This is a genomic window from Buchnera aphidicola str. Ua (Uroleucon ambrosiae) (assembly GCF_000225465.1).
GTDB lineage: Bacteria > Pseudomonadota > Gammaproteobacteria > Enterobacterales > Enterobacteriaceae > Buchnera > Buchnera aphidicola_B.
Window position 1 is genome coordinate 14,223 of record NC_017259.1, and the last position, 25,720, is coordinate 39,942.

Consider the following 25,720-nt stretch of genomic DNA (forward strand, 5'->3'; position numbering starts at 1 on the left):
TACAATAAAGTTAATTGACTATATCATTTAGAATAATTAATCTTAGTAAGATACAATATTGTGATTTTTTTATTAAAATAGTTAGGTAAAATTATAATGAAACGAACTTTTCAACCTTCAATATTAAAACGTAATCGTTCACACGGATTTAGAGCGCGTATGGCCACTAAAAATGGTCGTTATATTTTATCACGAAGACGAGCTAAATTAAGAACACGTTTAACTGTTTCTAGCAAGTAATAGGTTATTAATATTATGTTTAATTATTTTTTTAAAAGGAATAAACGATTATTATATTCTATACATTTTAAACATGTTTTTGATAAACCATGTCAAAAATATAATACTTTAGAAATTAGTATTTTAGGGCGTGTTAATATTTTAGGGTATCCTAGATTAGGTCTTAGTGTACCTCGAAAAAATATTAAATATGCTCATAATCGTAATTTAATTAAACGTTTAGTTCGTGAAACTTTTCGTTTATTGCAATATAAATTACCATCAATGGATTTTATAGTGATAGCTCAAAAAAACATTATTTATTTAAATAATAAATGTGTTATAGAGATGTTAAATAATTTATGGTCTCATTATTATTAATTTTATTATATACAATTTTAAATTATTTATAGAAAAGATAATTGTTTTATCTTGTTATGTATATGTTTTATAAGCTTATTTATTTATAAGCTTATTTAATAATATAATATATTACTAAAGTGACATCTGTAAATTTAAGTAAATAATATAATTGACCTTTAAAATTAAAAATAAAAGTGAATATTAATTATGGAAGTACAGCGTAATTTTTTTATTTTTGCTTTTTTGTTGTTTTCTTTTTTAATTTGGCAAGCTTGGCATAAAAAATTCTTTTTGAATATTACCAAAAATGAACAAATACATCCAATATTTCATATGGAGAATATAAAACAAAATAAAAAACAAATTCTTATTAAAAATAATGTATTAAGTTTAGTAGTTAATATGTATGGAGGAGATATAGAAGAAGCTTCTTTGCTTGTATATAAAGATACACTACATTCATCTAAACCTTTGAAATTACTTGATACAGCATCTGATTTTATTTATCAGGCCCAAAGTGGGTTAATTGGAAAAAATGGTCCAGATAATCCTGCAAACAATAGTCGGCCATTATATGTTTCTAGTAAAAATTTGTTTGAATTAAAACATGATCAAACAGAATTACGTGTGCCTATCACATGGGTCAGTAATGAAGGTATAATTTATAAAAAAACTTTTATTCTTAAATCGAATCAGTATGATATTGATATAGAGTATGATATTTATAATTCTACTCAAAAGATTTTAGAAATGAATATGTTTGGACAAATTAAACAAACTATTAATATACCTAAAAGACGTAATATTTATAGTCATAATTTTGCACTTCAAACTTTTCGAGGTGCCGCTTATTCAAGTAGTGATAATAAATATGAAAAATATAAATTTGATAAAATTTCTAATAATCAAAATTTAAATGTTGTTACAGAACATGGGTGGATCGCAATGTTACAACAATATTTTGCTGTAGCTTGGATTCCTCAAAATTTAGGAAAAAATATATTATATACATCACATTTAGAGAACGACATTGCTGCGATTGGATATAAATCTGCTCCTATTCATATTTTACCTAATTCTCGATCGATTATAAAATCAAAGTTATGGATTGGTCCTGAAAAACAAAATGAAATGAAATTAATTGCTCCATATTTAGATTTAACAGTAGATTATGGTTGGCTTTGGTTTTTGTCGCAACCATTATTTAAATTGTTAACTATGTTAAATAATATTTTAGGAAATTGGGGTTTTTCTATTATTTTTATTACTTTTATTATGAAAGGTATTACTTATCCTTTAACAAAAGCACAATATGTTTCTATAGCTAAAATGCGCACATTACAACCTAAAATTAAAGAGATAAAAGAAAAATATTCGCATGATAAACAACGTATAAGTAAAGAAATGATAGCGTTATATAAAAAAGAAAAAATTAATCCCCTAGGTGGTTTTTTCCCCATTTTTATTCAGATGCCAATTTTTTTATCTCTTTATTATATGCTTATAGGATCGGTTGAATTGCGTCATGCACCTTTTATATTATGGATTCATGATTTATCTAATCAAGATCCATATTATATATTGCCTATTATTATGGGGATAACAATGTTTTTTATTCAGAAAACATCATCTAATAATAATATTTCTGATTCACTTCAAAAAAATATTATGAATTGTATGCCTGTAATTTTTACAATGTTTTTTTTATGGTTTCCATCAGGATTAGTTTTATATTATATTATAAGTAATTTAGTCACTATTATACAACAAAAGTTTGTGTTATCTCATATAAATAAAATTAATAAAAATTATAGTAAATAGTTAATTGAAAGATAGTAAAAACTTTTTAACATTATCATATAAAGAAAATATTTTATGATTCATAATGAAACTATTGTTGCTCAAGTTACTTGTCCAGGAAAAAGTTCTGTTGGAATATTAAGAATATCTGGAACACAGTCAAAAACTGTTGCTATGGAATTATTAGGACGAGTTCCTCTAGCAAGATTTGCTACTTATTCAAAATTTTTAGATGTAAATTCTAATGTATTAGATCAAGGTATTTCTTTATGGTTTCCTGCTCCTCATTCTTTTACAGGTGAAGATGTATTAGAATTACAAGGTCATGGTAGTCCATTAATTATGGATTTATTAATTAAAAGAATTTTATCTATTAAAAATGTTAGACTAGCTAAACCAGGAGAATTTTCTGAACGTGCGTTTTTAAATAATAAATTAGATTTAATTCAAGCTGAATCTATAGATGATTTAATTAATGCTGAAACAGAATCCTCAATTTATGCTTCATTACATTCGTTACAAGGTCACTTTTCTTTGTTTATCACGGAATTGATGAATTTAATTATAAAATTTCGTGTATATATAGAATCTAATATAGATTTTTCAGAAGAAGATATTAATCTTAATATTGAAGATATCGTTGATTCAAAATTTAATAAATTAAATAATCAGTTTTTAAAAATTAAAAAAATAGTAGTAGAAGGTAAGTTATTAAGAGAAGGAAAAAAAATAGTAATTGCAGGCCCGCCTAATGTTGGAAAATCAAGTTTATTAAATATTTTATCATCATCTAATAGAGCTATCGTTACTAATATTCCAGGTACTACACGAGATTTGTTATATGAACATATTAGTATTAATGGTATTACCTGTGAATTAATTGATACTGCTGGTTTACGTGATACAGAGAACCTAGTAGAAAATATTGGGGTAATTCGTGCTTGGGAAATGATTAAACAATCTGATCATATTTTATTTGTAATTGATGCAACTATTAAATTATCTGAACAAAAAAAGATATGTGATGAGTTCATTCATAATCTCTCTAAAATTAATATTCCAATAACTTTTGTATTAAATAAAAGTGATTTAATCAAAAATAAGTGTAATTTTGAAAAAATAGTAGGTTTAAAATGTATTAGTGTATCAGCAAAAACAGGTATAGGAATTGATATATTGCGTCAAAATATTATTCAAATTGAAAAATGTAACAGTCGAGAAAGTATTTTTATTGCTCGTCGACGTCATATTCATCAAATTGATTTAGCGTATAATGAATTTTTAGTAGCAAAAAAACAATGGAAATTGTTTAAAAATATTGAATGTTTAGCTGATTCGTTAAATATTATTCATAGATTTTTAGGAGAAATTACAGGAAAATATACTTCTACTGATTTATTAAATAATATTTTTTCTAATTTTTGTATTGGAAAATAAAATAAAAATTTTATATTAAATTCATATAATATGATATGCCCGGAGGCGGAATTGAACCACCGACACGGGGATTTTCAGTCCCCTGCTCTACCGACTGAGCTATCCGGGCGTGATATATATTAAATCATTAAATATAAAACTTTGTCAATATTTTTATAATTAAAAATTTACTATTATTAATATTATTATAACTAATTAAATAAAGGTTTTTAAAATTATAAAAATATAAATTTATATATAACATAAAAATAAAAAATAATTTTTACCCTTGAAAGTTTTACTAAAGATCCATATATTTACATTAATACAATGAATTTTATAAATTTTATTCAAAATTTTAAAAAAATAATTAAATTATCTACAAGGAGCATTATCATATGAAAATTCGTCCATTGCATGATCGTGTGCTTGTTAAACGTCAAGAAGTAGAATCAAAATCTGCAGGTGGTATTGTACTTACAGGTTCTGCTGCAGGTAAATCAACTCGAGGAACAGTCACTGCTGTAGGAAAAGGTCGTGTATTAGATAATGGAGAAATTAAACCATTAGATGTTAAAATTGGTGATGTTGTTATTTTTAATGAAGGTTATGGTGCGAAAACAGAAAAAATTGATAATGAAGAATTATTAATTTTAAATGAAAGTGACATTTTAGCAATTGTTGAATAGTACATTAAACTATAATATGCTATATCCATTACAAATTTATTAAAGGAAATGTCAAATGGCCGCTAAAGATGTAAAATTTGGAAATGAAGCTCGAATTAAAATGCTTCGTGGAGTAAATGTATTAGCAGATGCAGTAAAAGTAACTTTAGGTCCAAAAGGAAGAAATGTTGTTTTAGATAAATCTTTTGGTGCTCCTAGTATTACAAAAGATGGTGTATCTGTAGCTCGTGAAATTGAATTAGAAGATAAATTTGAAAATATGGGTGCTCAAATGGTAAAAGAAGTTGCATCAAAAGCAAATGATGCAGCGGGAGATGGTACTACAACAGCAACATTATTAGCACAATCTATAGTTAATGAAGGTTTAAAAGCAGTAGCTGCTGGTATGAATCCTATGGATCTGAAACGTGGAATTGATAAAGCAGTTATTAGTGCAGTAGAAGAATTAAAAAATTTATCTGTTCCATGTTCTGATTCTAAAGCTATTACTCAAGTAGGTACTATTTCAGCTAATGCTGATGAAAAAGTTGGTGCTCTCATTGCAGAGGCAATGGAAAAAGTAGGTAATGATGGAGTAATTACAGTAGAAGAAGGAACTGGTCTTCAAAATGAACTTGAAGTAGTTAAAGGTATGCAATTTGATCGAGGTTATTTATCTCCATATTTTATTAATAAGCCAGAAACTGGTATTGTTGAATTAGAGAATCCATACATTTTAATGGCTGATAAAAAAATATCTAATGTTCGTGAAATGTTGCCAATATTAGAATCTGTTGCAAAATCAGGCAAGCCATTATTAATTATTTCAGAAGATTTAGAAGGTGAAGCATTAGCTACTCTAGTAGTTAATTCTATGCGTGGTATTGTAAAAGTTGCTGCAGTAAAAGCTCCTGGATTTGGTGATCGTCGTAAAGCAATGTTACAAGATATTTCTATTCTTACTGGTGGTTCTGTTATTTCTGAAGAATTAGCTATGGAATTAGAAAAATCTACTTTAGAAGATTTAGGTCAAGCAAAACGCGTTGTTATTAGCAAAGATACGACTACAATTATTGGTGGTATCGGTGAAAAACATACCATTCAAAGTCGTATTAGTCAAATTCGACAAGAAATTCAAGAAGCTACTTCTGATTATGATAAAGAAAAATTAAATGAGCGTTTAGCAAAATTATCAGGAGGAGTAGCAGTACTAAAAGTAGGAGCAGCTACAGAAGTAGAAATGAAAGAAAAGAAAGCTCGTGTTGAAGATGCATTACATGCAACTCGTGCAGCTGTTGAAGAAGGAGTTGTTGCTGGAGGAGGTGTTGCATTAGTACGTGTAGCAGGTAAAATATCTCATTTACGTGGTCAAAATGAAGATCAAAATGTTGGTATTCGAGTTGCTTTACGTGCTATGGAAGCTCCATTACGTCAAATTGTTTCTAATTCTGGAGAAGAACCTTCTGTAGTTACTAATAACGTTAAAGATGGAAAAGGTAACTACGGTTATAATGCTGCTAGTGATCAATACGGTGATATGATAGATTTCGGAATATTAGATCCTACTAAAGTAACACGTTCTGCTTTACAATATGCAGCATCTGTTGCAGGTCTAATGATTACAACAGAATGCATGGTCACTGATTTACCAAAAGAAGATAAATCTTCTGATTCCAATTCTGCTCCTGCAGGAGGAATGGGTGGTATGGGCGGAATGATGTAAACAGACATTTATTTTTTTTTGATGATGATTTTAAATTAATTTAAAAATATCTTTCCTCAGGTTTATTTATCTGAGGAAAGTTTTTAATATTAGTTACATAATATCAACAATCTTTGATTTTTTGTTAAAAAACAAATATTATCATAATATATAATAAAGGTTATTATAAAAAGATGCATTATAGTAATAATTTTCGTGTAGGTAGTAAAATTATATTTGAAAAAGAACCATGTTTAATAGAATCTAGTGAATTTGTTAAGCCAGGAAAAGGTCAAGCATTTGTACGTGTAAAAATACGAAAATTATTAACAAAACAACTAATAGAAAAAACTTTTAAATCTACAGATTATTTAGAAGTAGCAGATATAAAAGAATATACTTTATCTTATTTATATAATGATGGTCTTTTTTGGTATTTTATAAATAATGATACTTTTGAAGAACTACCAGTAGAGAAGAGCATTATTGGTGTTAATAAAAAATGGTTATTAGAACAAGATACTTGTACTATAACTTTATGGAATAATGAACCTATTTCTGTTGTACCTAATAATTTCGTTAATCTTAAAGTAATACACGTACAGGCTACTTTAAAAGGTGACACAGTAAATACAAGAAATATTAAATTAGCTACATTAATTACAGGCGCTATTGTCAAAGTACCATTATTTATTGAAATTGGTGAATTGATTAAAATAGATACAAGATCTGGTCAATATATATCGCGAGTAAAATAAAAAATTTTAATATTCATTTCCTTTTACATATTGTCTATAACTGTCCCATTCAAATGTTAACCATAAACTATTTCCTAAACGCATTCTATCAATTACTCTTTCACCTAATAAATTTTTCATTCCTTTATGATCTAAATTAGACAACATTCCAGTAGAGCGTTTCGATGATGATCTTCTATCAACAATTTGATTTATAATAACTTTTTCATAACGAGATTCAGTTTGCATACCAATTTCATCAATCATTAATAAATCTACACTACTAAGATTATGTAATAAATTTTCTTCTGTGATATTACTTGCACCATTAAATGTTCCTTTGATATTCGACATTAAATCTGCTACTGTAACAAGCAAAATACTTTTTCCATGTAAAATTAAATAATTACCTATTGCTGATGCTAAATGATTTTTTCCAGTTCCAGGTTTTCCTGAAAAAATAAAACTAGCAATATTATCATTAAATTTTTCAGCATATTTTTTCGATGCTATCAGTACTTTTCTTTGTCCATCATGTTCAATTTTATAATTATCAAATGAACAATTCATATATAATTCACGAATACCTGATCTTCCTAAAATACGTTGCATTTTCATTGCTTTATTTGCACGTAGTATAGATTCAGAAGAAATTCTTCCTTGTTCTTGATTCCAAGCAAATAAATCTTCATCATTATCAAATTTAGGTTTTATATTTTTAGGCATTAAACGTTGAAGACGTTTAAAGAAATCAGTAGAAAATATCATTTATTTACCTCGAAATCCATGTGGTATTGTTTGATCAGGTGTTGGTATATATGTAATATCTCGTTTTTTTTGTAGTTTATATTCAATTGATCTACTGTTCTGTAGACTTCTAGCTAATTTTTGTTGCCATTGTATATGATAAAAAAAACATCCTTCTGCTTGCCAATAAGAGATAAAAGCAGCTAGCTCTGATTTTGATACTTCTTTATTTAGAATAATGCCCCATAATGCTGCATGGCGTATAAAATCTTGATCAGGTGTCCAGTCTGGGTGCATAGAAAATTTTTTATTTATATTTTTTGTGTTGACATTTTGATGATTTTTTAATTTATATTGTAAATCAAATATTTTATTAAAAATTTCAGGAGTGATGATATAAAAAATAGTTGAGTTATTTTTTAATATTTCTAGTACACCTTTATTAGATTTTTCAATTATTTGATTTGGATTTTGACAAAATAAATCAAAATTTATTTTATCAGAAATTAAAAGTTTCATAAATATTTTACCTAATATGATTTTTATATTTTTTGAGTTATTGTAATTTATGAGTTATTCAATATGTAATATTTTTATCTTTTTATTTATTAACGATATACAAATAATATTGTATTTGATTTTTGTTTTTATTTTTATATAACATCCAATTATTTGGTATCGTAAGAGACTGATTTTTTTCCTGTTCTATATAAATCAGTGAATTTTTTTTTATCCATTTTTTATTTTCTAATAAGTTAATAGTTTTTTCAACTAATCCATGATAATAAGGAGGATCAATGAAAATTATATCATATGGTTTACTGTTTTTTTTTAACCAATAAAATGTATTAGTACGTATAATTTCTGCATTTGATATATTTAATTTTTGTATATTTGTTTTTAGAGTCCAGTATGTTTTTTTTTCTATTTCTAAAAAAGTTAAAAATGCTGCATGACGAGATATAGCTTCAATTCCAAGAGCACCACTACCTGAAAAACAATCAAGACATGTTGCATTTTCAATATATTTAGATAACCATTCAAATAGCGTTTCTCTTATTTGATTAGTAGTAGGACGTACATGATTGCAATTGTTAAAAGATATTTTTCTACCTTTAAATTTTCCGGAAATAATATAAATTTTTCCATATTTTTTGTAAAAAGAATTATGCATTAGATTAGATTTTTTGTGTTAGTGATATAATTTATTTAAATTTTTATTTTTTATAAATTTATAAAAAATATTTTTAATGAAATTGAAATATATAATTTTTATTATGAATATATAACTTAAGTAATTGAGGTAAATTAATATGAAAAATAGTAAAAAAGATAATTTTTTTACTTGGTTAAGTTCTAAAATAAAAAAAGAAAAAACACAAGATATTATACAAAATAATAATGAAAAAAAAAATAAAATAGAAATATTAAATAATATTGATACAGATATTAATTGTGAAGATGAAACGAATATAGTTATAAAAACCAATTTTTTCTCACGATTAAAAAAAGGTTTAATAAAAACAAAGCAATTATTGCATAATGGTATTAATAATATTTTTTTATCAAAAACTATAGATGATGTTCTTTTTGAAGAACTAGAAGAAAAAATGTTACTTGCTGATATTGGAATTGATACTAGTAATCGAATTATCAGTAATTTAATAAAAGATGTCAATCGTCAGGATTTGAAAAGTTCTGAAAAACTTTATTTTTTGTTAAAAAAAAATATGTATAATATTTTAAAAACAGTAGAAATTCCTTTAGAAATTTCTAAACATCAGCCTTTTGTTATTTTAGTAGTAGGAGTAAATGGAACAGGTAAAACAACTACTATAGGGAAATTAGCAAAAAAATATAAATCTGAAGGAAAATCTGTTATGTTAGCTGCTGCAGATACATTCAGAGCCGCAGGTATAGAACAATTACAAATATTAGGAAAATTAAATAATATCTCAGTAATAGCACAACATTTTGGTTCAGATCCAGCAGCAGTAATTTTTGATGCAGTGAAATCAGCTAAATCAAAAAAAATAGATATATTAATTATTGATACTGCTGGAAGATTGCATAATAAGATACATTTAATTGAAGAGTTAAAAAAGATAGTTAGAGTTATTAAAAAATTAGATATATCTGCTCCACATGAAATAATGTTAATTATCGATGCTTGTAACGGACAAAATACTATAAAACAAACAGAAATATTCCATAGAGCATTAAATTTAACTGGTATTGTCATTACTAAATTAGATGGAACTGCTAAAGGAGGAGTGATTTTTTCTTTAGCAGATCAATTTAAAATTCCAATTCGTTATATTGGAATTGGTGAAGATTCAAAAGATTTAGGTATTTTTAATAGTAATGAGTTTATTGATGCTATATTTATAGAAAAAAAATATTATTAAATGATGTCATAATTTTATAAAAACTGAATGAATTATTTTGTATAAATCTTTGATTTATACTTTTAATTACAGTATTATATATAAGTCCCACATGTTAATAATTCAGTATATACAATTCATTTATGCGGGAATTGAAATGATTAACAAAGTACAGATTTTATCTGTTACACCACCAAGTAATTTAGATGCATATATTAGAATAGCTAATTTATGGCCAATGCTTTCCATTGAAGAAGAAAAAATACTTACTAAACGATTACGCTATCATGGCGATTTAGATGCTGCAAAAACTTTAATTTTATCTCATCTCCGTTTTGTCATCCATATTTCACGTAACTATTCAGGATACGGTTTGCTTCAATCTGATCTTATACAAGAAGGAAATATTGGATTGATGAAAGCAGTACGTAGATTTAATCCAGAGATAGGAGTGCGTCTTGTATCTTTTGCTGTTCATTGGATTAAATCAGAAATACATGAATATGTCTTACGTAATTGGCGCATTGTAAAAGTTGCTACTACAAAATCGCAAAGAAAGTTATTTTTTAATTTGAGAAAAACTAAGAAAAGATTAGGTTGGTTTAACGAAGAAGAAATTCAAGTTGTCGCTAAAGAGTTAGGAGTTAGTAGTAAAGATGTAAAAGAAATGGAATCACGTATGTCTGCTCAAGATGTCATTTTTAATCCATTACCAGATGAAGATATTGATGGAAAAATTAATGTTTCTATGCAGTATTTAGAAGATAAAAAATCTAATTTTGCTAATGGTTTAGAGCAAGATAACTGGGAAAAACATGCAACGAAAAAATTAAGCAATGCTTTATCAAGATTAGATGAACGTAGTCGAAACATTATTTCTGCGCGTTGGTTAGATCAAGATCAAAAAAATACTTTACAAACAATAGCAGATCATTATGGTATTTCTGCAGAAAGAGTTCGACAATTAGAAAAAAACGCAATGAAAAAATTAAAAATAGCTATAGAAAATTAGATTGAAAATAATTTTTGATATAATCAAATTAAAATAGATATGGAGTATGAGATTAAGTTTTATAAAATAGAAAACTCATACTCTTTAAAAATATTTAATTAATAAAATTTTTCACTTAATAAAATTTTATGCGACAGTAACTGATTTCGCAAGATGTCTTGGCTGATCAATATTTTTACCTTTTATTAGAGCAATATAATAAGCTAATAATTGTAAAGGAATTACATAACAAATAGGAGCTATCAATTCTTCTATATATGGTAATTTGATTATATGAATATTATCTTCATCATCAAAATCTTGATCAGATAAAATATAAATTAAACCACCTCTAGAAGAAATTTCTTTGATGTTTTGTTGATTTTTTGATAATAAAGAATTTTTGGGAGCAATAATAATAACTGGCATATTTTTATCAATTAATGCAAGAGGGCCATGTTTAAGTTCTCCAGATGGATAAGCTTCAGCATGAATATAAGAAATTTCTTTTAATTTTAAAGCTCCTTCTATCGCAATAGGATATTGATCCCCTCTTCCAAGAAATAGTACATTTTGTTTGTTTGATAAATTTTGAGCTATTTTTTTCATTATTTGTTTTTTATTTAAAATTTCTTGAATTTTTTGAGGTAAATGTTGTATTGTTTTTATAATTATTTTTGCTGTATTATTGTTTTTATTTTTTAAAGTAATTATTTTAGAGATAAGCATAAGTAGCACAGTTAATTGAGTAGTAAAAGATTTCGTTGAAGCCACTCCAATTTCTAAACCAGCTTGAGTTAATATATAGCAATCTGATTCTTTAACTAAGGATGATCCTTCCATATTACAAATAGTTAAATTTCCTAAATAACCAAGTTTTTTAGAATATCTTAATGCTGCTAGTGTATCAGCTGTTTCACCTGATTGAGATAAAGTAATGAATAAACTATTCTGTCTTACAACTAATTTTCTTGATGAAAATTCAGATGCAATTTCAACATCACAAGGAATGTTAGCCAGTGATTCAAACCAATATTTTGCTACCATAGCAGCGTGATATGAAGTTCCACATGCAACGATATGAATATGTTCTGTATTAATTAACAAATTATCTTTTTTCAATCCTAATTCAGAAAAATATACTGTTTGATTTTCTTGCAACCGATTTTTTAAAGTATTTTTAATAGAACAAGGTTGTTCATGTATTTCTTTTTCCATATAAAAATGATATTTTCCTTTATTTGCAGACTTATATTCTATATTAGATAGAATTTCTTTTCTGTTTATTTGAAGATTATATTTATTAAATATATTAATTTTATTATTTTGAACAATAGCTATGTCTCCTTCTTCTAAATATATAAAGCGTTTTGTAATATTTAATAATGCAATTTGATCTGAAGCAATAAAATTTTCTTTTATTCCAAGTCCAATTACTAGTGGACTACCAGATCGTATTGCAATCAATTTTGAAGGGTTATTTTTATCCATTACAACCATACTATAATTACCATATAATTTTTTTATGCTATTTTGTATGACTTTTTTAAGACAATATTTTTTTTGGTTTTGTTCCCAATGTAATAAATGAGCAATAACTTCTGTATCAGTATCAGAATAAAATTTATATCCTTGTTTTTTTAAAAAAGTACGTAATATAGAACAGTTTTCAATGATTCCATTATGCACAATTACAATGTTTGATGACATATGTGGATGAGTATTTTCTTTTGATATTTTACCGTGAGTAGCCCAGCGAGTATGTGCAATACCAATATTTCCTAATATTTTTTTTTTATTTATTTTTTTTATAAGAGAATCAACTTTGCCAACACAACGAATGCGAATAATATGATTGTGATGATCGATGATTGCTAAACCTGATGAATCATATCCTCTGTATTCTAATTTTTTCATTCCATCAATTAGAATATTTATAATATTACGTTTTGTTACTGCAGCAATGATACCACACATATTAATACCTTTGATTTTTTAATAAAATATATTATTTATTGAAAATAAATATACTGATTTAATGTGTTGTTATGATTATTTTTTATGCGATTTTTGAGGTCGTTTCCAATTTTTTTTATAAATTTGTTCTTTTTTATTGCATACTAAACATGGTATGTTTACATCTTTTGTAACAGTAGTTCCTGCAGCAATAGTTGTATTTTTAATAATGTTTATAGGAGCAACTAATTGTGTGTTAGAACCAACGAATACATTATTACCAATAATAGTTTTTAATTTATTAGCACCATCATAGTTACATGTTACACTTCCAGCTCCAAAATTTACTTGAGAACCAAGTTCAGCATTACCGATATAACTTAAATGTTTTACTTTAGATTTTTTTTTAATTATACTATGTTTAATTTCAACAAAATTTCCTATTGTGACATGTTTATCTAATTTAGCATTATCTTTTATATGAGTGAAGGGACCTATCGTGCAATTTTTACCTATCTGACAATTTTCTATAATTGTATATGCCTGAATATTAGTATGACTATCAATAGTACTATTTTTAATGATACATCCTGGACCAATTTTCACATCATCACCTAAAACAACATGTTTTTCAAGAATTACTGCTGTATCTATTTCAACATTTTGACCATGTTTTAACGTCCCACGTAAAATAAAATGAGAAGAATCTTTTAATATAATGCCGTTATCAAGTAATTTATTAATTTGTTTTTTTTGAAAAATATGTTCTACAATTGATAATTGTCTTTTATTATTAATCCCTAATATTTCTTCTTGATTTAATGGTTGTATTGTTTTAATATAATGCTTTTCAAAGTAAGCTAAAGCAATAATATCAGTTGCATAAAATTCTTTGTTTTTATTTTTGTTATTAATTTTTTTTAACCATCTTTTTAAATCCTGACTTGGCGCAATAAATATTCCAGAATATATTTCTTTAATTTTTTTTTGTTTATCATTTGCATCATTTTCTTCAACTATACCGCTAACTCTTCCCTTAGTTCGTAAAATACGTCCATATCCATAAGGATTATTCATTTTTATTGTTAATAAACTAATTTTAGAATTTTTTTTAGCGTATTGTAATTTTTTTATTGATTCAATAGATATTAAAGGAACGTCTCCATATAGCACTAAAATATTTTCATTATTAATAATATTTTTTATAGCTAATAGTATTGCTTGACCTGTTCCTTGTGGATTTTTTTGTATAATCCATTCAATAGGAATATTATTAGGATTAGATACTTTGATTTTTTTTTTATTGTTCCATACTAATATAATTTTTTTAGGTTTTATAGATTGTGCAGTATGAATAACATGATCTAAAATTGTTTTTCCTCCTAAAACATGCAATACTTTAGGAAAGTTTGATTGCATTCTAGTACCGTTTCCAGCAGCAAGTATTACTACGATAATTTTTTGTTTTAACATAAATATCCTTGTATAAATTTTTGTAATATAATTATAAATATAAAATATTTTATTGAAAGAGAACGTGATAAGTTAATATTTTTTAGTTTTTTGAGTATATTAATGTTTATATAAATGAGATTTTAATGAGTATACATAGAATATATTTTATAATAAAATATATTGTTTTTTATTAGGTTATCTTTATGTATAAAGTCATCGTTTTAGATTTAGATGGAACTTTGTTATCTTCAGACAATAAAATTACAAAATATACTAAAGAAATTATAGATATTTTAAAACAAAAAAAAATATATTTCATTTTAGCTTCAGGGCGTCATTATATAGATGTTATTAAAATAAGAGACTTTTTAAAAATAAAAGCTTTTATGATTACTTCAAATGGTGCTAAAATTTATAATATAAATAATAAACTAATATTTAGTGATAATTTAGATAAAAATATTGCTTTAATACTTTGTAAAATCGTATATAACGACTCAGATATTATTACGCACATATATCAAAATAATCAATGGTATATTAATAACCAAAATATAAAAAATCGATTTTTACCAGATTTGTCATTATTAAAATATCAATATTTTCATCCTGATTATTTAATTTATAAAAATATTAGTAAAATTTTTTTTACAAGTCATAATTATAAAAAATTATATGTACTTAGAAAAAAAGTTATTGAATTGTTTAATAATAAAGTGTGTATTAATTTTTCAGATCCTGCTTGTCTTGAAGTTGTATCCAAAAAAAGTTCTAAAAGTTATGGATTAAAATTAATATCTTATTTATTAAAAATATCTTTAGATAATTTTATTGCTTTTGGTGATGGTATGAATGATAAAGACATGTTAACTATTGTTGGTAAAGCATATATTATGAAAAATGCAGATATAAATTTAAAAAATGAATGTCCAAATATTGAAATTATTGATAGTAATGATAATAATGGTGTTGCAAAATGTTTATATGATATTTTTATAAGAAAATAAAAAATATAGTATAAAATTTTAATAAATTTTTATTTTAATTATCAAATTAGTATTATATATAATAAATAAAATAGTAGTAATTAGACAGTATAAACTTATAAAATTAATATAATTTTTTATCTAATGATTTTTTTTATGATTATATATATCTTGATGTTATGTTTTATAAAGTTTTATTTTCTATTGTTGAAATTAAGTGGTAATTAATTTTTTAGAATAATTTATTACTTAATCAAATAGTGTAAAAATGTATATTTTTTAATTAAATTATTGAAAAAATATAATATATTATTTGTTATCACATAGATATTCTCACAGAAGGTTATAAAAAATATTACTATATATTACTTCTATTATTAGTACATAAATCGACTAATAATATTAGATATAATATTTTTTTAAAAAAAAATATTATTTTTCAAAATAATTAAATAATTTATAAATGAAAGTAATTATAATAAAATATTAAATATAAATAGTATTTCTTAGTTTGTGATTATTTTTTGATTATTATTTGATCATCAGATATATAATAAATTTAATATAATGATATAGATTCAATATTATATATAATATTTCTTTACATAATTACAGTCAAATACTTACCAAAATAGGAAAATCAAATAAAATTATTATTTCTGATGAATATAATGTATATTTTATTTTTTTTATAATTCATTGATAAATTTAATAATTGTCACTCATTTAGAATAGAAGTTGTATTTTAGTTTTTTTCAATAAACTATTTTTTAATATTTTTTATATTTTGAGAGATTGTAATCTTCATGACAAGATTTTTTATTTTGATAATTAACTATTTATATATGATAATTTTTTTAAAGATTAAAAGTATATAATATACTTTTAATACACCGCAATTATCAATCTAATATTTTAAGAAATGATTTAATTATTAATCATAGGATATTAAATATGACAATTTTAAACCATACTCTCGGATTTCCAAGAATAGGTTTATATCGTGAGTTAAAAAAAGCTCAAGAAAAATATTGGTCTGGTAACTTAACACGTAATGAACTTTTATTAGAAGGTTTTAAAATACGAAAAAAAAATTGGGAGATACAAAAAGAAGCAGGTATAGATTATATACCAGTTGGAGATTTTGCTTGGTACGATCATGTGTTAACTACTACTATGATGCTAGGCAATATTCCAGAAAGACATCACATTATTAATTCTAGTGATGATATTGATTTAGATTGTTTATTTCGTATAGCAAGAGGTTTTGCTCCAGATGTTTCTGCGTCAGAAATGACTAAATGGTTTAATACTAATTATCATTATATTGTTCCAGAATTTTATCAAAATACAGTATTTAAATTTTCTTGGAAACAAATTTTAGATGAAGTAGATGAAGCATTATCACTAGGATATAAAGTTAAACCAATAATTTTAGGTCCAATTACATATCTTTGGTTGGGAAAAGTTAAAGGAGAATACTTTGATCGTTTAAATATTTTAAAAGATATTATTCCAATATATCAATATATTTTAAAACAATTATCAAATCGGGGTATTGATTTAATACAAGTTGATGAACCTGCTTTAGTTTTAGAATTACCTAAAAAATGGAGAGATGCTTATTATGATGTGTATAAACATTTAAATGGAGATATTAAATTATTACTTACAACATATTTTGATAGTATTGAACATAATATAAGTTTTATTCGTAATTTACCAGTTCAAGGTATTCATATTGATTTAGTATATGGAAAATATGATTTAATCAATTTTATTTCAAAAATACCAACAGAATGGATATTATCTTTAGGTGTAATTAATGGGAGAAATATTTGGCGTGCCGATCTTGTAAAATGGTTTCAACTTATTATGCCTATTATAAATAATAATAGAGATATACTGATTGGTTCGTCTTGTTCTTTATTACATACTCCTATGGATTTAAAAACAGAACAATCTTTAGATCCAGAAGTGAAAAATTGGTTTTCTTTTGCAGTTCAAAAATGTACAGAATTAAAATTATTATCTAATGCTTTAAATGAGAATAATTTAGATTTAATTAAACAATGGAGCTCACCGATTCATAATCGTGTTTTTTCTAAAAAAGTACATAATATTGAAGTGCAAAAACGTTTATCAAATTCTTTTAATTATAAATATAAACGTTCTAATGCTTATAATATTCGGGCTGTAGAACAGCATAAAAAATTTAATTTTCCTATCTTACCAACAACAACTATTGGTTCTTTTCCTCAAACTGTTGATATAAGAAAATTACGACGAGATTTTAAATCTGGATTAATTAGTGAACAAGAATATCATAATAGTATTAAAAATAATATTAAAAAAGTTATCAAAATACAAGAAGAATTAGATATAGATGTATTAGTACATGGTGAATCCGAAAGAAATGATATGGTAGAATATTTTGGTGAACATTTGGATGGATTTGTATTTACAGAAAATGGATGGGTACAGAGTTATGGTTCACGTTGTGTCAAACCTCCTATTATTATTGGAGATATTAGTCGCATTCAACCTATTACTATAGAATGGTCTAAATATGCTCAATCTTTAACAAAAAAACCTGTTAAAGGCATGTTAACAGGACCAGTTACAATTTTATTTTGGTCTTTCCCACGAGAAGATATTTCATTAAAAAAAATTGCAACACAAATAGCATTTGCGCTACGTGATGAAGTATTAGATTTAGAAAAATCAAAAATAGAAATTATTCAAATTGATGAACCAGCATTACGTGAAGGTTTACCTTTACATAAAAGTGATTGGCCTGAATATTTATCATGGGCAGTTAAGACATTTCAGTTAAGTTCATCAAGTGTCAAAAATACCACACAAATACATACACATATGTGCTATTCTGAATTTAACGATATCATGGATTCTATTGCTTTGTTAGATGCTGATGTTATTACTATTGAAACAGCTCGATCAGATATGAAATTATTACAATCATTTCAAAAATTCAAATATCTTAATGAAGTTGGTCCTGGAGTATATGATATTCATTCTGCTAATATACCAAGTATAGAGTCGATCTATAAACTTTTAAATATAGCAAGAAAATATATTCCCTTTAAACGTCTATGGGTTAATCCCGATTGCGGTTTAAAAACAAGAAATTGGAATGAAACAATATTATCTTTAAAAAATATGATAATATCGACTAAAAAAATTAGAAATCAAATTATTAGTAATCAAATAACTTGATTATTGGTATGATATTAAATCATCTTTTAGAATATTTAACAATCTAAATGATGATTTAATTTTTATAAATGTTTTATTTAAAAAAAAATAATGATAATTATTCTATTTTTTAATAAATATAATTAATGTTTAAAATGACGCTGATTAGTAAAAATCATTGCTATATCATGTTCATTTGCCGCTTGAATTATTTCTTGATCGCGTATTGAACCTCCTGGTTGAACAATACATTTAATACCAATAGAAGCAGCACTATCAATTCCATCTCTAAAAGGAAAAAAAGCATCAGAAGCCATTGTAGCACCTATAATTTTATGACCTTGATCTTGTGCTTTTATATTAGCTAATTTTGTAGAATAAATTCTACTCATTTGACCAGCTCCTATACCAATAGTTACTTGATTGCGTCCGTATACAATTGCATTTGATTTTACAAATTTAGCTACAGTCCAACAAAAAATAGCATCTTTAAATTCTATTTTTGTTGGAATACGTTTTGTAACTATAATCCATTCTTTATGATCTATATTATCTAAATCATATTCTTGTACGAGCAAACCATTCGTAATTCTTTTTAAATCTAATCCTATTTTTTCATTTTTAAATTTACCAGTAGTTAGTATTCTGATATTTTTTTTAGTTTGTAATATTTTTTTTGCGAATATATTAATTTCAGGTGCTATTATTACTTCAATAAATTGTGTATCAATAATAGTTTTAGCTGTTTTCATATCTAAGATATCATTAAAAGCAATTATTCCTCCAAATGCTGAAATAGGATCAGCATAATATGCTGATAAATATGCTTTTAAAATGCAATTACTTACTGCAACACCACATGGATTTCCATGTTTTACAATAGCACATGCTGGTGTTTTGAATTTTTTGACACATTCTAATGCTATATCAGCATCTGCTATATTATTATATGATAAAGTTTTTCCTTGTATCTGTTTTGCAGTACTAATAGTTCCAGATTGACAGATATGTTTTTCTATGTAAAAAGATGCTTGTTGATGATGATTTTCACCATATCTTAAGTCTTGTTTTTTATAAAAGAAAAATGTATTTTTTTGGAAATAAATTATGACTATTGTTTTTATGAAAATTATTTTTTGAATAAAATATTCTGAAATCATTTTTTCATAAGATGATGTATATTCAAACGCTTTAGATGCTAAATTAAATCTATTTTCTATATTTATAGTATTATTTTTAATAGATTCTATAATCTTCTTAACATCATTAATATCTACGATGACTATAACATTTTGATAGTTTTTTGCAGCTGCTCGTACTAACGTAGGTCCACCAATATCAATATTTTCTATAATATCATTTATACTATTTTTTGAAATATTTTGTATTATTTTATTAAATGGATAAAAATTTACAATGACTATATCTATTGGTAAAATATCATATAGCTTCATGGTTTTTTCATCTTGATTTTGTCTTCTTAAAATTCCACCCATAATTTTAGGATGCAACGTTTTAACACGTCCATTCATGATTTCAGGAAATTTGGTATAATTTGATATTTCTGTTACAGGTATATTATTTTTTTTTAAAATAGTTGCAGTTCCATCTGTTGAAAATAACTTGATTTTATTTGTAATTAATGTTTGTGCTATTGTTAAAATATTTTCTTTATCTGAGACACTAATTAAAGCATTTTTTATAAGATTAGTTGGTAACATAATAGACTTTCTTTTTTGTAAATAGAAAAAATTAAATAATTTCTTATACTATAAAATTTTTTGATATTTATATTATTAAAATAAATATAAATATGTTTTAAATTAATTATAATAGATATAATGTTTAAAATGAGGGGCATAATGCCCCTTATAAATTTTTGAGATATATAAATAAGATAATTATTATTTAATTGCATTTTTAAATGTTTTACCAGATGTAAAACTTGGTACTTTAGTAGCAGGGATTTGTATTTCTTTACCTGTTTGAGGATTTCTTCCTATACGAGATGATCTTAAATTAACTTTAAAAGTACCAAAACCAACTATTTGTACTGATTCTCCTTTTTTTAAAGAGTCAATTATAGTTGATAATGTTGTTTCTAAGGTTATTTTAGCTTGTATTTTAGATACATTAGATTTTTTAGATATAACGCTAATTAATTGAGTTTTATTCATTATTTTTCCTTTTTTATTTAAATCTGAAAACTAATAATTTATTAATTCATTATTTTTTTAAATTTAGATAGAAAATTTTACTTGAAAAACTACATTTTTTTTTGTATTTTTAACTTTTTTTATACATGTATAATATAAAAAGAAAAAATATAATTTTTTATTGTGTATGAATAAATATTTATGTTATGAAAATAAATATAAAAAAAGAAGAATTGTTTAAAAATGCATTCATGATAGAGATTAAACTTTATAATATATATAAACATTATTAAAAAATAATATATAGAAAAAATATATGTATATTGATATATTCTATTAATAATATGTATATTTGTTTTAATCGAATATTATTTAATATTTTAAGATTGTTATATATCACATAATAAACACTATTAATTCTTAAAACTAAGTTTATATAAATATATTAAAAATTTTATTTTTTAAATTAATTATTTATTTAATATTATAATATAAAACAAATAATTTTAAGAACAGTTAATATCTTATAAAATAATAATTTCAATATTATTTAAAATTATTATATTTTTTTCTGCGGCTGCTGTTAAGAGCAGCCATAATTTAAATATATATTAAAATATTAAAATAATTATTTTATTTTTCTGTGAGAGTAGAATTTAATAATTCTGAAAGACTAGCAGAAGCTTCTTCTGCACTCACGTGAGAACTACTAATCATTGGATGATGTTTTTTTTGTCTACGATTTAAACGTTCTTTATGATATGCATATCCTGTCCCTGCAGGAATTAAACGTCCGACAATTACATTTTCTTTTAAACCTCTAAGTTCGTCTTTTTTTCCTGCGACTGCAGACTCAGTTAATACTCTTGTTGTTTCTTGAAAAGAAGCGGCAGATATAAAAGATTCTGTTGCAAGTGATGCCTTTGTAATACCTAACAAGTCTCTTAAAAAAGTAGCAGGTATCTTGTTATTTTTTTCTAAAATACGATTAGACATTTTAATGCGTGAAAACTCTACTTGCTCGCCATCTAAAAACGTTGAATCTCCTGATTTTAATATAGTAGCTTTTCTTAACATTTGTCTAATAATGACTTCAATATGTTTATCATTAATTTTTACACCTTGAAGTCGATATACTTCTTGGACTTCATTAACAATATATTTTGTTACTGCTTGAACTCCTCTGAGTCTTAAAATATCATGTGGTGATTCTGGTCCATCAGATATAATATCACCTTTTTCTACTCGTTCTCCTTCAAAAACATTTAATTGTCTCCATTTTGGAATCATTTCTTCATAAGCATCATTACCATTAACTGGAGTAATAATTAATCGTCTTTTTCCTTTTGTTTCTTTTCCAAAAGATATGATACCATTAATTTCTGCTAAAATTGCTGATTCTTTTGGACGTCTAGCTTCAAATAAATCTGCTACTCTTGGTAAGCCACCAGTAATATCTCTAGTTCCTCCTGATTCTTGTGGTACTCTTGCTAATGTATCACCAGAGCTAATTTTTACCCCATCTTCAAGTTGAACAATAGCTTTTCCAGGTAAAAAATATTGTGCAGGCATGTCTGTTCCTGAAATTAGTACATCATGACCATGATGATCAATAATTTTTAATGCAGGTCTTAAATCTTTACCAATAGACATTCTCTCTGCTGTATCTAATATTACTATAGACGATAAACCTGTTAATTCATCAGCTTGCCTGGTAATACTCTGACCATCTATCATATCTACAAATCGCACAAAACCATTAACTTCAGTAATGACTGGAATAGTATGTGGATCCCATTTTGCAACAGTTTCTCCAGAATTAACTTGTTCACCAGCTCCCTTGGCCATAATTGCTCCATAAGGAATTTTATAACTTTCTTGAGTTCGTCCAAAATTATCAATAATGTTTAGTGAAACATTTCTAGAAGTAATAACAATCTTTCCATTAGAATTTTTTACAGATTTAGCATTATTAAGATTAATCATACCCTGAGTTCTAACTTGAATACTAGATTCTGATGCTGCTCTTGATGCGGCTCCTCCAATGTGAAAAGTTCTCATAGTTAATTGTGTACCAGGCTCTCCTATAGATTGAGCAGCAATGACTCCAATAGCTTCACCTTTATTTACTAAATTACCCCGAGCTAAATCACGACCATAACAATAAGCACAGACACCAAAATCAGTATCACAGTTTACTACTGATCTTACTTTAACAGTATCTATAGAATTTTTTTGTAGAAGATCACATAATTGTTCATTAAGTAATGTATTTCTTTCAATTAAAATATTTTTAGTATTAGGAATATTAATATTTTTTGCAGTGACTCGTCCTAATACTCGTTCACGTAAAGGTTCTTTAACATCTCCTCCTTCAATTAATGGTGTCATTAAAATTCCTTCATGTGTTTGACAATCGTCTTGTGTGACAACTAAGTCTTGCGCAACATCTACTAAACGACGTGTTAAATATCCAGAATTAGCAGTTTTTAAAGCAGTGTCTGCTAATCCTTTTCGTGCTCCATGAGTAGAAATAAAATATTGCAATACATTTAAACCTTCTCGAAAATTAGCTGTAATTGGTGTTTCAATAATAGAACCATCTGGTTTAGCCATTAAACCTCTCATACCAGCTAATTGACGAATTTGTGCAGCAGAACCTCTTGCTCCTGAATCTGCCATCATAAATATACTATTAAAAGATATTTGTGTTTGTTTTGAACCTATTTTATTAATCACAGATTCTGTAGATAAATTTTTCATCATAGCTTTTGCTACACGTTCATTTGCTGCTGCCCAAATATCAATCACTTTGTTATATCTTTCACCTGATGTTACTAATCCTGATTGAAATTGTTCTTGTATTTCAGCTACTTCAATTTCTGCTTCACTGATAATATTTGCTTTTTTTTCAGGTATCACCATATCATCAATACCAACTGAAGATCCTGATCGTGCTGCATAAGCAAAACCGGTATACATAATTTGATCAGCAAAAAATACAGTAGGTTTAATGCCTAAAATACGATAACAAGTATTCAGCATTTTAGAGATATCTTTTTTTCCTAAAGTTTGATTGATGATACTAAAAGGAAGTCCTTTTGGAATAATCATCCATAAAATCGCTCGTCCAATCGTAGTAGACACTATCTTTTTTCTTGGAGTAAAACTGTTATCTTCATTTTTTTTATATTCTATTATTCGTACTTTAACTGCAGCATGTAATTCAGCAATTCCTAAATGATATACTTTTTCTGCTTCATTAGAGCTGTTTAATAACATACCTTCGCCCTTGCTATTAATTTTCTCGCGAGTCATATAATATAAACCTAATACAACATCTTGAGAAGGTACGATAATTGGCTCTCCATTAGCTGGAGATAGTATATTATTTGTTGACATCATTAAGGCTCTAGATTCTAATTGTGATTCTAGAGTAAGAGGGACATGTACAGCCATTTGATCACCATCAAAATCAGCATTATAAGCCGCACATACTAAAGGATGTAGTTGAATAGCTTTGCCTTCTATAAGAACTGGTTCAAATGCTTGTATACCTAATCTATGTAAAGTAGGTGCGCGATTTAATAAAACTGGATGTTCGCGAATTACTTCATCTAAAATATCCCAGACTACTGATTCTTCTCTTTCTACCATTTTTTTTGCTGCTTTGATAGTAGTTGCTAAACTACGTACTTCTAATTTTCCATATATAAATGGCTTAAATAGCTCTAATGCCATTTTTTTAGGTAATCCACATTGATGTAAATGAAGGTAGGGACCGACAGTAATAACTGAACGACCAGAATAATCTACACGTTTTCCAAGAAGATTTTGTCGAAACCTTCCTTGTTTACCTTTAATCATATCAGCTAATGATTTAAGAGGTCTTTTATTTGAACCAGTAATTGCTCGCCCTCTTCTTCCATTATCTAATAAAGCATCTACTGCTTCTTGCAACATTCTTTTTTCATTTCTTACAATAATATCTGGTGCAGCTAAATCTAATAAACGTTTTAGACGATTATTTCTATTAATTACTCGACGATATAAATCGTTTAAATCTGACGTTGCAAATCTTCCTCCATCTAGTGGTACTAATGGTCTGAGATCTGGTGGTAGTACTGGTAATACGTTAAGAATCATCCATTCAGGTTTATTATGAGATTGAATAAAAGATTCTAATAATTTAATTCGTTTTGTTAGTTTTTTTCGTTTTGTTTCAGAATTTGTTTCGTTTAATTCTAGTCTTAATGTATTACATACTTGAACTAAATTGATATCTTTTAATAAGTATTGAATTGCTTCTGCTCCCATAGTAGCATGAAATTCATCTCCAAATTCTTCTAATGCATCGACATATTGTTCTTCAGTTAAAATTTGATGTTTTTCAAGATTAGTCATACCTGTTTCTATAACGACATAAGATTCAAAATATAACACTCTTTCAATGTCTCTAAGAGGCATATCTAATAGTAATCCTATTCTTGATGGTAAAGATTTTAAAAACCAAATATGAGCTGTAGGGGATGATAATTCTATATGACCCATTCGTTCTCGTCTGACTTTACTTTGTGTTACTTCTACACCACATTTTTCACAAATTACGCCTCTATGTTTTAATCTTTTGTATTTACCACATAAACATTCATAATCTTTTACTGGACCAAAAATACGAGCACAAAATAATCCATCTCGTTCAGGTTTAAATGTTCGGTAATTAATAGTTTCAGGCTTTTTAACTTCACCAAATGACCAAGATCTTATCATATCAGGAGAAGCTAATGAAATTTTAATGGCATCAAAATCTTCATTTTTAGTTTGAGATTTAAGAAATTTTAGTAAATCTTTCACAGATTATCTCTCGTTAGAGTAAAACTTTTTTTTAAGATAGTCAATTAATATTTTTAGAATTTAATTC

The 25,720-nt window shown here is 25.7% G+C and carries 19 protein-coding genes and 1 tRNA gene; 11 read left to right on the plus strand and 9 right to left on the minus strand.

Annotation, left to right across the window (positions count from 1 at the left end; translation table 11 throughout):
* The first annotated feature begins 96 nt into the window (after window positions 1–96).
* The 4 genes from rpmH (at window position 97) to mnmE (ending at window position 3,819) form a co-directional block, all read left to right on the plus strand.
* On the plus strand, window positions 97–240 hold the full coding sequence (gene rpmH, locus BUAMB_RS00065) for a 50S ribosomal protein L34 (protein ID WP_014499753.1): 144 nt from the start codon (window positions 97–99) through the stop codon (window positions 238–240).
* 15 nt (window positions 241–255) lie between these two features.
* Complete coding sequence (gene rnpA / locus BUAMB_RS00070) at window positions 256–600, plus strand: ribonuclease P protein component (protein WP_014499754.1); 345 nt, start codon at window positions 256–258, stop codon at window positions 598–600.
* A 189-nt stretch (window positions 601–789) separates the two neighbouring features.
* Entirely contained in the window at window positions 790–2,403 is a 1,614-nt protein-coding gene (gene yidC, locus BUAMB_RS00075; RefSeq protein WP_014499755.1) for a membrane protein insertase YidC, read from the plus strand.
* 54 nt (window positions 2,404–2,457) lie between these two features.
* On the plus strand, window positions 2,458–3,819 hold the full coding sequence (gene mnmE / locus BUAMB_RS00080) for a tRNA uridine-5-carboxymethylaminomethyl(34) synthesis GTPase MnmE (RefSeq protein ID WP_014499756.1): 1,362 nt from the start codon (window positions 2,458–2,460) through the stop codon (window positions 3,817–3,819).
* A 36-nt stretch (window positions 3,820–3,855) separates the two neighbouring features.
* Here the strand turns inward: mnmE and BUAMB_RS00085 are convergent.
* Window positions 3,856–3,928, minus strand: a tRNA-Phe gene (locus BUAMB_RS00085).
* Window positions 3,929–4,196: 268 nt separating this feature from the next.
* On the opposite strand from BUAMB_RS00085, the gene BUAMB_RS00090 reads away from it, so the two are divergent.
* The 3 genes from BUAMB_RS00090 to efp all read left to right on the plus strand — a co-directional run bounded on the left by BUAMB_RS00090 (window position 4,197) and on the right by efp (window position 6,926).
* On the plus strand, window positions 4,197–4,487 hold the full coding sequence (locus tag BUAMB_RS00090) for a co-chaperone GroES (RefSeq protein ID WP_014499757.1): 291 nt from the start codon (window positions 4,197–4,199) through the stop codon (window positions 4,485–4,487).
* A gap of 55 nt (window positions 4,488–4,542) precedes the next feature.
* On the plus strand, window positions 4,543–6,189 hold the full coding sequence (gene groL, locus BUAMB_RS00095) for a chaperonin GroEL (RefSeq protein WP_014499758.1): 1,647 nt from the start codon (window positions 4,543–4,545) through the stop codon (window positions 6,187–6,189).
* A gap of 173 nt (window positions 6,190–6,362) precedes the next feature.
* On the plus strand, window positions 6,363–6,926 hold the full coding sequence (efp, locus tag BUAMB_RS00100; protein ID WP_014499759.1) for an elongation factor P: 564 nt from the start codon (window positions 6,363–6,365) through the stop codon (window positions 6,924–6,926).
* Between the two features lie 6 nt (window positions 6,927–6,932).
* On the opposite strand, the gene dnaC is transcribed toward efp, so the two are convergent.
* From dnaC to rsmD, 3 genes are all read right to left on the minus strand, one after another.
* Complete coding sequence (gene dnaC / locus BUAMB_RS00105) at window positions 6,933–7,673, minus strand: DNA replication protein DnaC (protein ID WP_014499760.1); 741 nt, start codon at window positions 7,671–7,673, stop codon at window positions 6,933–6,935.
* Window positions 7,674–8,171 (minus strand): primosomal protein DnaT, encoded by a 498-nt coding sequence (gene dnaT, locus BUAMB_RS00110; RefSeq protein WP_014499761.1) that lies wholly within the window; start codon window positions 8,169–8,171, stop codon window positions 7,674–7,676. It abuts the gene before it with no gap.
* An 82-nt stretch (window positions 8,172–8,253) separates the two neighbouring features.
* The gene (gene rsmD / locus BUAMB_RS00115; RefSeq protein WP_014499762.1) at window positions 8,254–8,826 is read right to left on the minus strand and encodes a 16S rRNA (guanine(966)-N(2))-methyltransferase RsmD; all 573 of its coding nucleotides are present in this window, start codon (window positions 8,824–8,826) and stop codon (window positions 8,254–8,256) included.
* 139 nt (window positions 8,827–8,965) lie between these two features.
* Here rsmD and ftsY point away from each other — a divergent pair, with 139 nt between their 5' ends.
* Together ftsY and rpoH are read left to right on the plus strand one after the other, a co-directional pair.
* Window positions 8,966–10,060, plus strand: coding sequence for a signal recognition particle-docking protein FtsY (ftsY, locus tag BUAMB_RS00120; RefSeq protein WP_014499763.1), 1,095 nt, complete (start codon window positions 8,966–8,968; stop codon window positions 10,058–10,060).
* Window positions 10,061–10,196: 136 nt separating this feature from the next.
* Window positions 10,197–11,051 (plus strand): RNA polymerase sigma factor RpoH, encoded by an 855-nt coding sequence (gene rpoH / locus BUAMB_RS00125; protein WP_014499764.1) that lies wholly within the window; start codon window positions 10,197–10,199, stop codon window positions 11,049–11,051.
* A 126-nt stretch (window positions 11,052–11,177) separates the two neighbouring features.
* On the opposite strand, the gene glmS is transcribed toward rpoH, so the two are convergent.
* Together glmS and glmU are read right to left on the minus strand one after the other, a co-directional pair.
* Window positions 11,178–13,007 (minus strand): glutamine--fructose-6-phosphate transaminase (isomerizing), encoded by a 1,830-nt coding sequence (gene glmS / locus BUAMB_RS00130; protein WP_014499765.1) that lies wholly within the window; start codon window positions 13,005–13,007, stop codon window positions 11,178–11,180.
* Window positions 13,008–13,082: 75 nt separating this feature from the next.
* Window positions 13,083–14,459 (minus strand): bifunctional UDP-N-acetylglucosamine diphosphorylase/glucosamine-1-phosphate N-acetyltransferase GlmU, encoded by a 1,377-nt coding sequence (glmU, locus tag BUAMB_RS00135; protein WP_014499766.1) that lies wholly within the window; start codon window positions 14,457–14,459, stop codon window positions 13,083–13,085.
* Between the two features lie 185 nt (window positions 14,460–14,644).
* Between glmU and BUAMB_RS00140 the strand changes: the two genes are divergently transcribed.
* On the plus strand, window positions 14,645–15,448 hold the full coding sequence (locus tag BUAMB_RS00140) for a Cof-type HAD-IIB family hydrolase (protein WP_014499767.1): 804 nt from the start codon (window positions 14,645–14,647) through the stop codon (window positions 15,446–15,448).
* Between the two features lie 933 nt (window positions 15,449–16,381).
* On the plus strand, window positions 16,382–18,664 hold the full coding sequence (gene metE, locus BUAMB_RS00145) for a 5-methyltetrahydropteroyltriglutamate--homocysteine S-methyltransferase (protein WP_014499768.1): 2,283 nt from the start codon (window positions 16,382–16,384) through the stop codon (window positions 18,662–18,664).
* A gap of 122 nt (window positions 18,665–18,786) precedes the next feature.
* On the opposite strand, the gene purH is transcribed toward metE, so the two are convergent.
* The 3 genes from purH to rpoC form a co-directional block, all read right to left on the minus strand.
* Entirely contained in the window at window positions 18,787–20,364 is a 1,578-nt protein-coding gene (purH, locus tag BUAMB_RS00150; RefSeq protein WP_014499769.1) for a bifunctional phosphoribosylaminoimidazolecarboxamide formyltransferase/IMP cyclohydrolase, read from the minus strand.
* 183 nt (window positions 20,365–20,547) lie between these two features.
* Complete coding sequence (locus tag BUAMB_RS00160) at window positions 20,548–20,820, minus strand: HU family DNA-binding protein (RefSeq protein WP_014499770.1); 273 nt, start codon at window positions 20,818–20,820, stop codon at window positions 20,548–20,550.
* Window positions 20,821–21,432: 612 nt separating this feature from the next.
* Window positions 21,433–25,653 carry a DNA-directed RNA polymerase subunit beta' gene (gene rpoC / locus BUAMB_RS00165; RefSeq protein ID WP_014499771.1) on the minus strand — a complete coding sequence of 1,407 codons (4,221 nt, stop codon included), beginning with the start codon at window positions 25,651–25,653 and terminating at the stop codon, window positions 21,433–21,435.
* Between the last annotated feature and the right edge of the window lie 67 nt (window positions 25,654–25,720).

Excerpts from the sequence above, each read along its gene's own strand:
- rsmD (WP_014499762.1), bottom strand. The coding sequence starts at position 8,826 with ATGCATAATTCTTTTTACAAAAAATATGGAAAAATTTATATTATTTCC.
- efp (WP_014499759.1), top strand. The coding sequence starts at position 6,363 with ATGCATTATAGTAATAATTTTCGTGTAGGTAGTAAAATTATATTTGAA.
- BUAMB_RS00090 (WP_014499757.1), top strand. The coding sequence starts at position 4,197 with ATGAAAATTCGTCCATTGCATGATCGTGTGCTTGTTAAACGTCAAGAA.
- glmS (WP_014499765.1), bottom strand. The coding sequence starts at position 13,007 with ATGTGTGGTATCATTGCTGCAGTAACAAAACGTAATATTATAAATATT.
- rnpA (WP_014499754.1), top strand. The coding sequence starts at position 256 with ATGTTTAATTATTTTTTTAAAAGGAATAAACGATTATTATATTCTATA.
- mnmE (WP_014499756.1), top strand. The coding sequence starts at position 2,458 with ATGATTCATAATGAAACTATTGTTGCTCAAGTTACTTGTCCAGGAAAA.
- yidC (WP_014499755.1), top strand. The coding sequence starts at position 790 with ATGGAAGTACAGCGTAATTTTTTTATTTTTGCTTTTTTGTTGTTTTCT.
- purH (WP_014499769.1), bottom strand. The coding sequence starts at position 20,364 with ATGTTACCAACTAATCTTATAAAAAATGCTTTAATTAGTGTCTCAGAT.
- rpmH (WP_014499753.1), top strand. The coding sequence starts at position 97 with ATGAAACGAACTTTTCAACCTTCAATATTAAAACGTAATCGTTCACAC.
- groL (WP_014499758.1), top strand. The coding sequence starts at position 4,543 with ATGGCCGCTAAAGATGTAAAATTTGGAAATGAAGCTCGAATTAAAATG.
- BUAMB_RS00140 (WP_014499767.1), top strand. The coding sequence starts at position 14,645 with ATGTATAAAGTCATCGTTTTAGATTTAGATGGAACTTTGTTATCTTCA.
- BUAMB_RS00160 (WP_014499770.1), bottom strand. The coding sequence starts at position 20,820 with ATGAATAAAACTCAATTAATTAGCGTTATATCTAAAAAATCTAATGTA.
- dnaC (WP_014499760.1), bottom strand. The coding sequence starts at position 7,673 with ATGATATTTTCTACTGATTTCTTTAAACGTCTTCAACGTTTAATGCCT.
- glmU (WP_014499766.1), bottom strand. The coding sequence starts at position 14,459 with ATGTTAAAACAAAAAATTATCGTAGTAATACTTGCTGCTGGAAACGGT.
- ftsY (WP_014499763.1), top strand. The coding sequence starts at position 8,966 with ATGAAAAATAGTAAAAAAGATAATTTTTTTACTTGGTTAAGTTCTAAA.
- dnaT (WP_014499761.1), bottom strand. The coding sequence starts at position 8,171 with ATGAAACTTTTAATTTCTGATAAAATAAATTTTGATTTATTTTGTCAA.
- metE (WP_014499768.1), top strand. The coding sequence starts at position 16,382 with ATGACAATTTTAAACCATACTCTCGGATTTCCAAGAATAGGTTTATAT.
- rpoH (WP_014499764.1), top strand. The coding sequence starts at position 10,197 with ATGATTAACAAAGTACAGATTTTATCTGTTACACCACCAAGTAATTTA.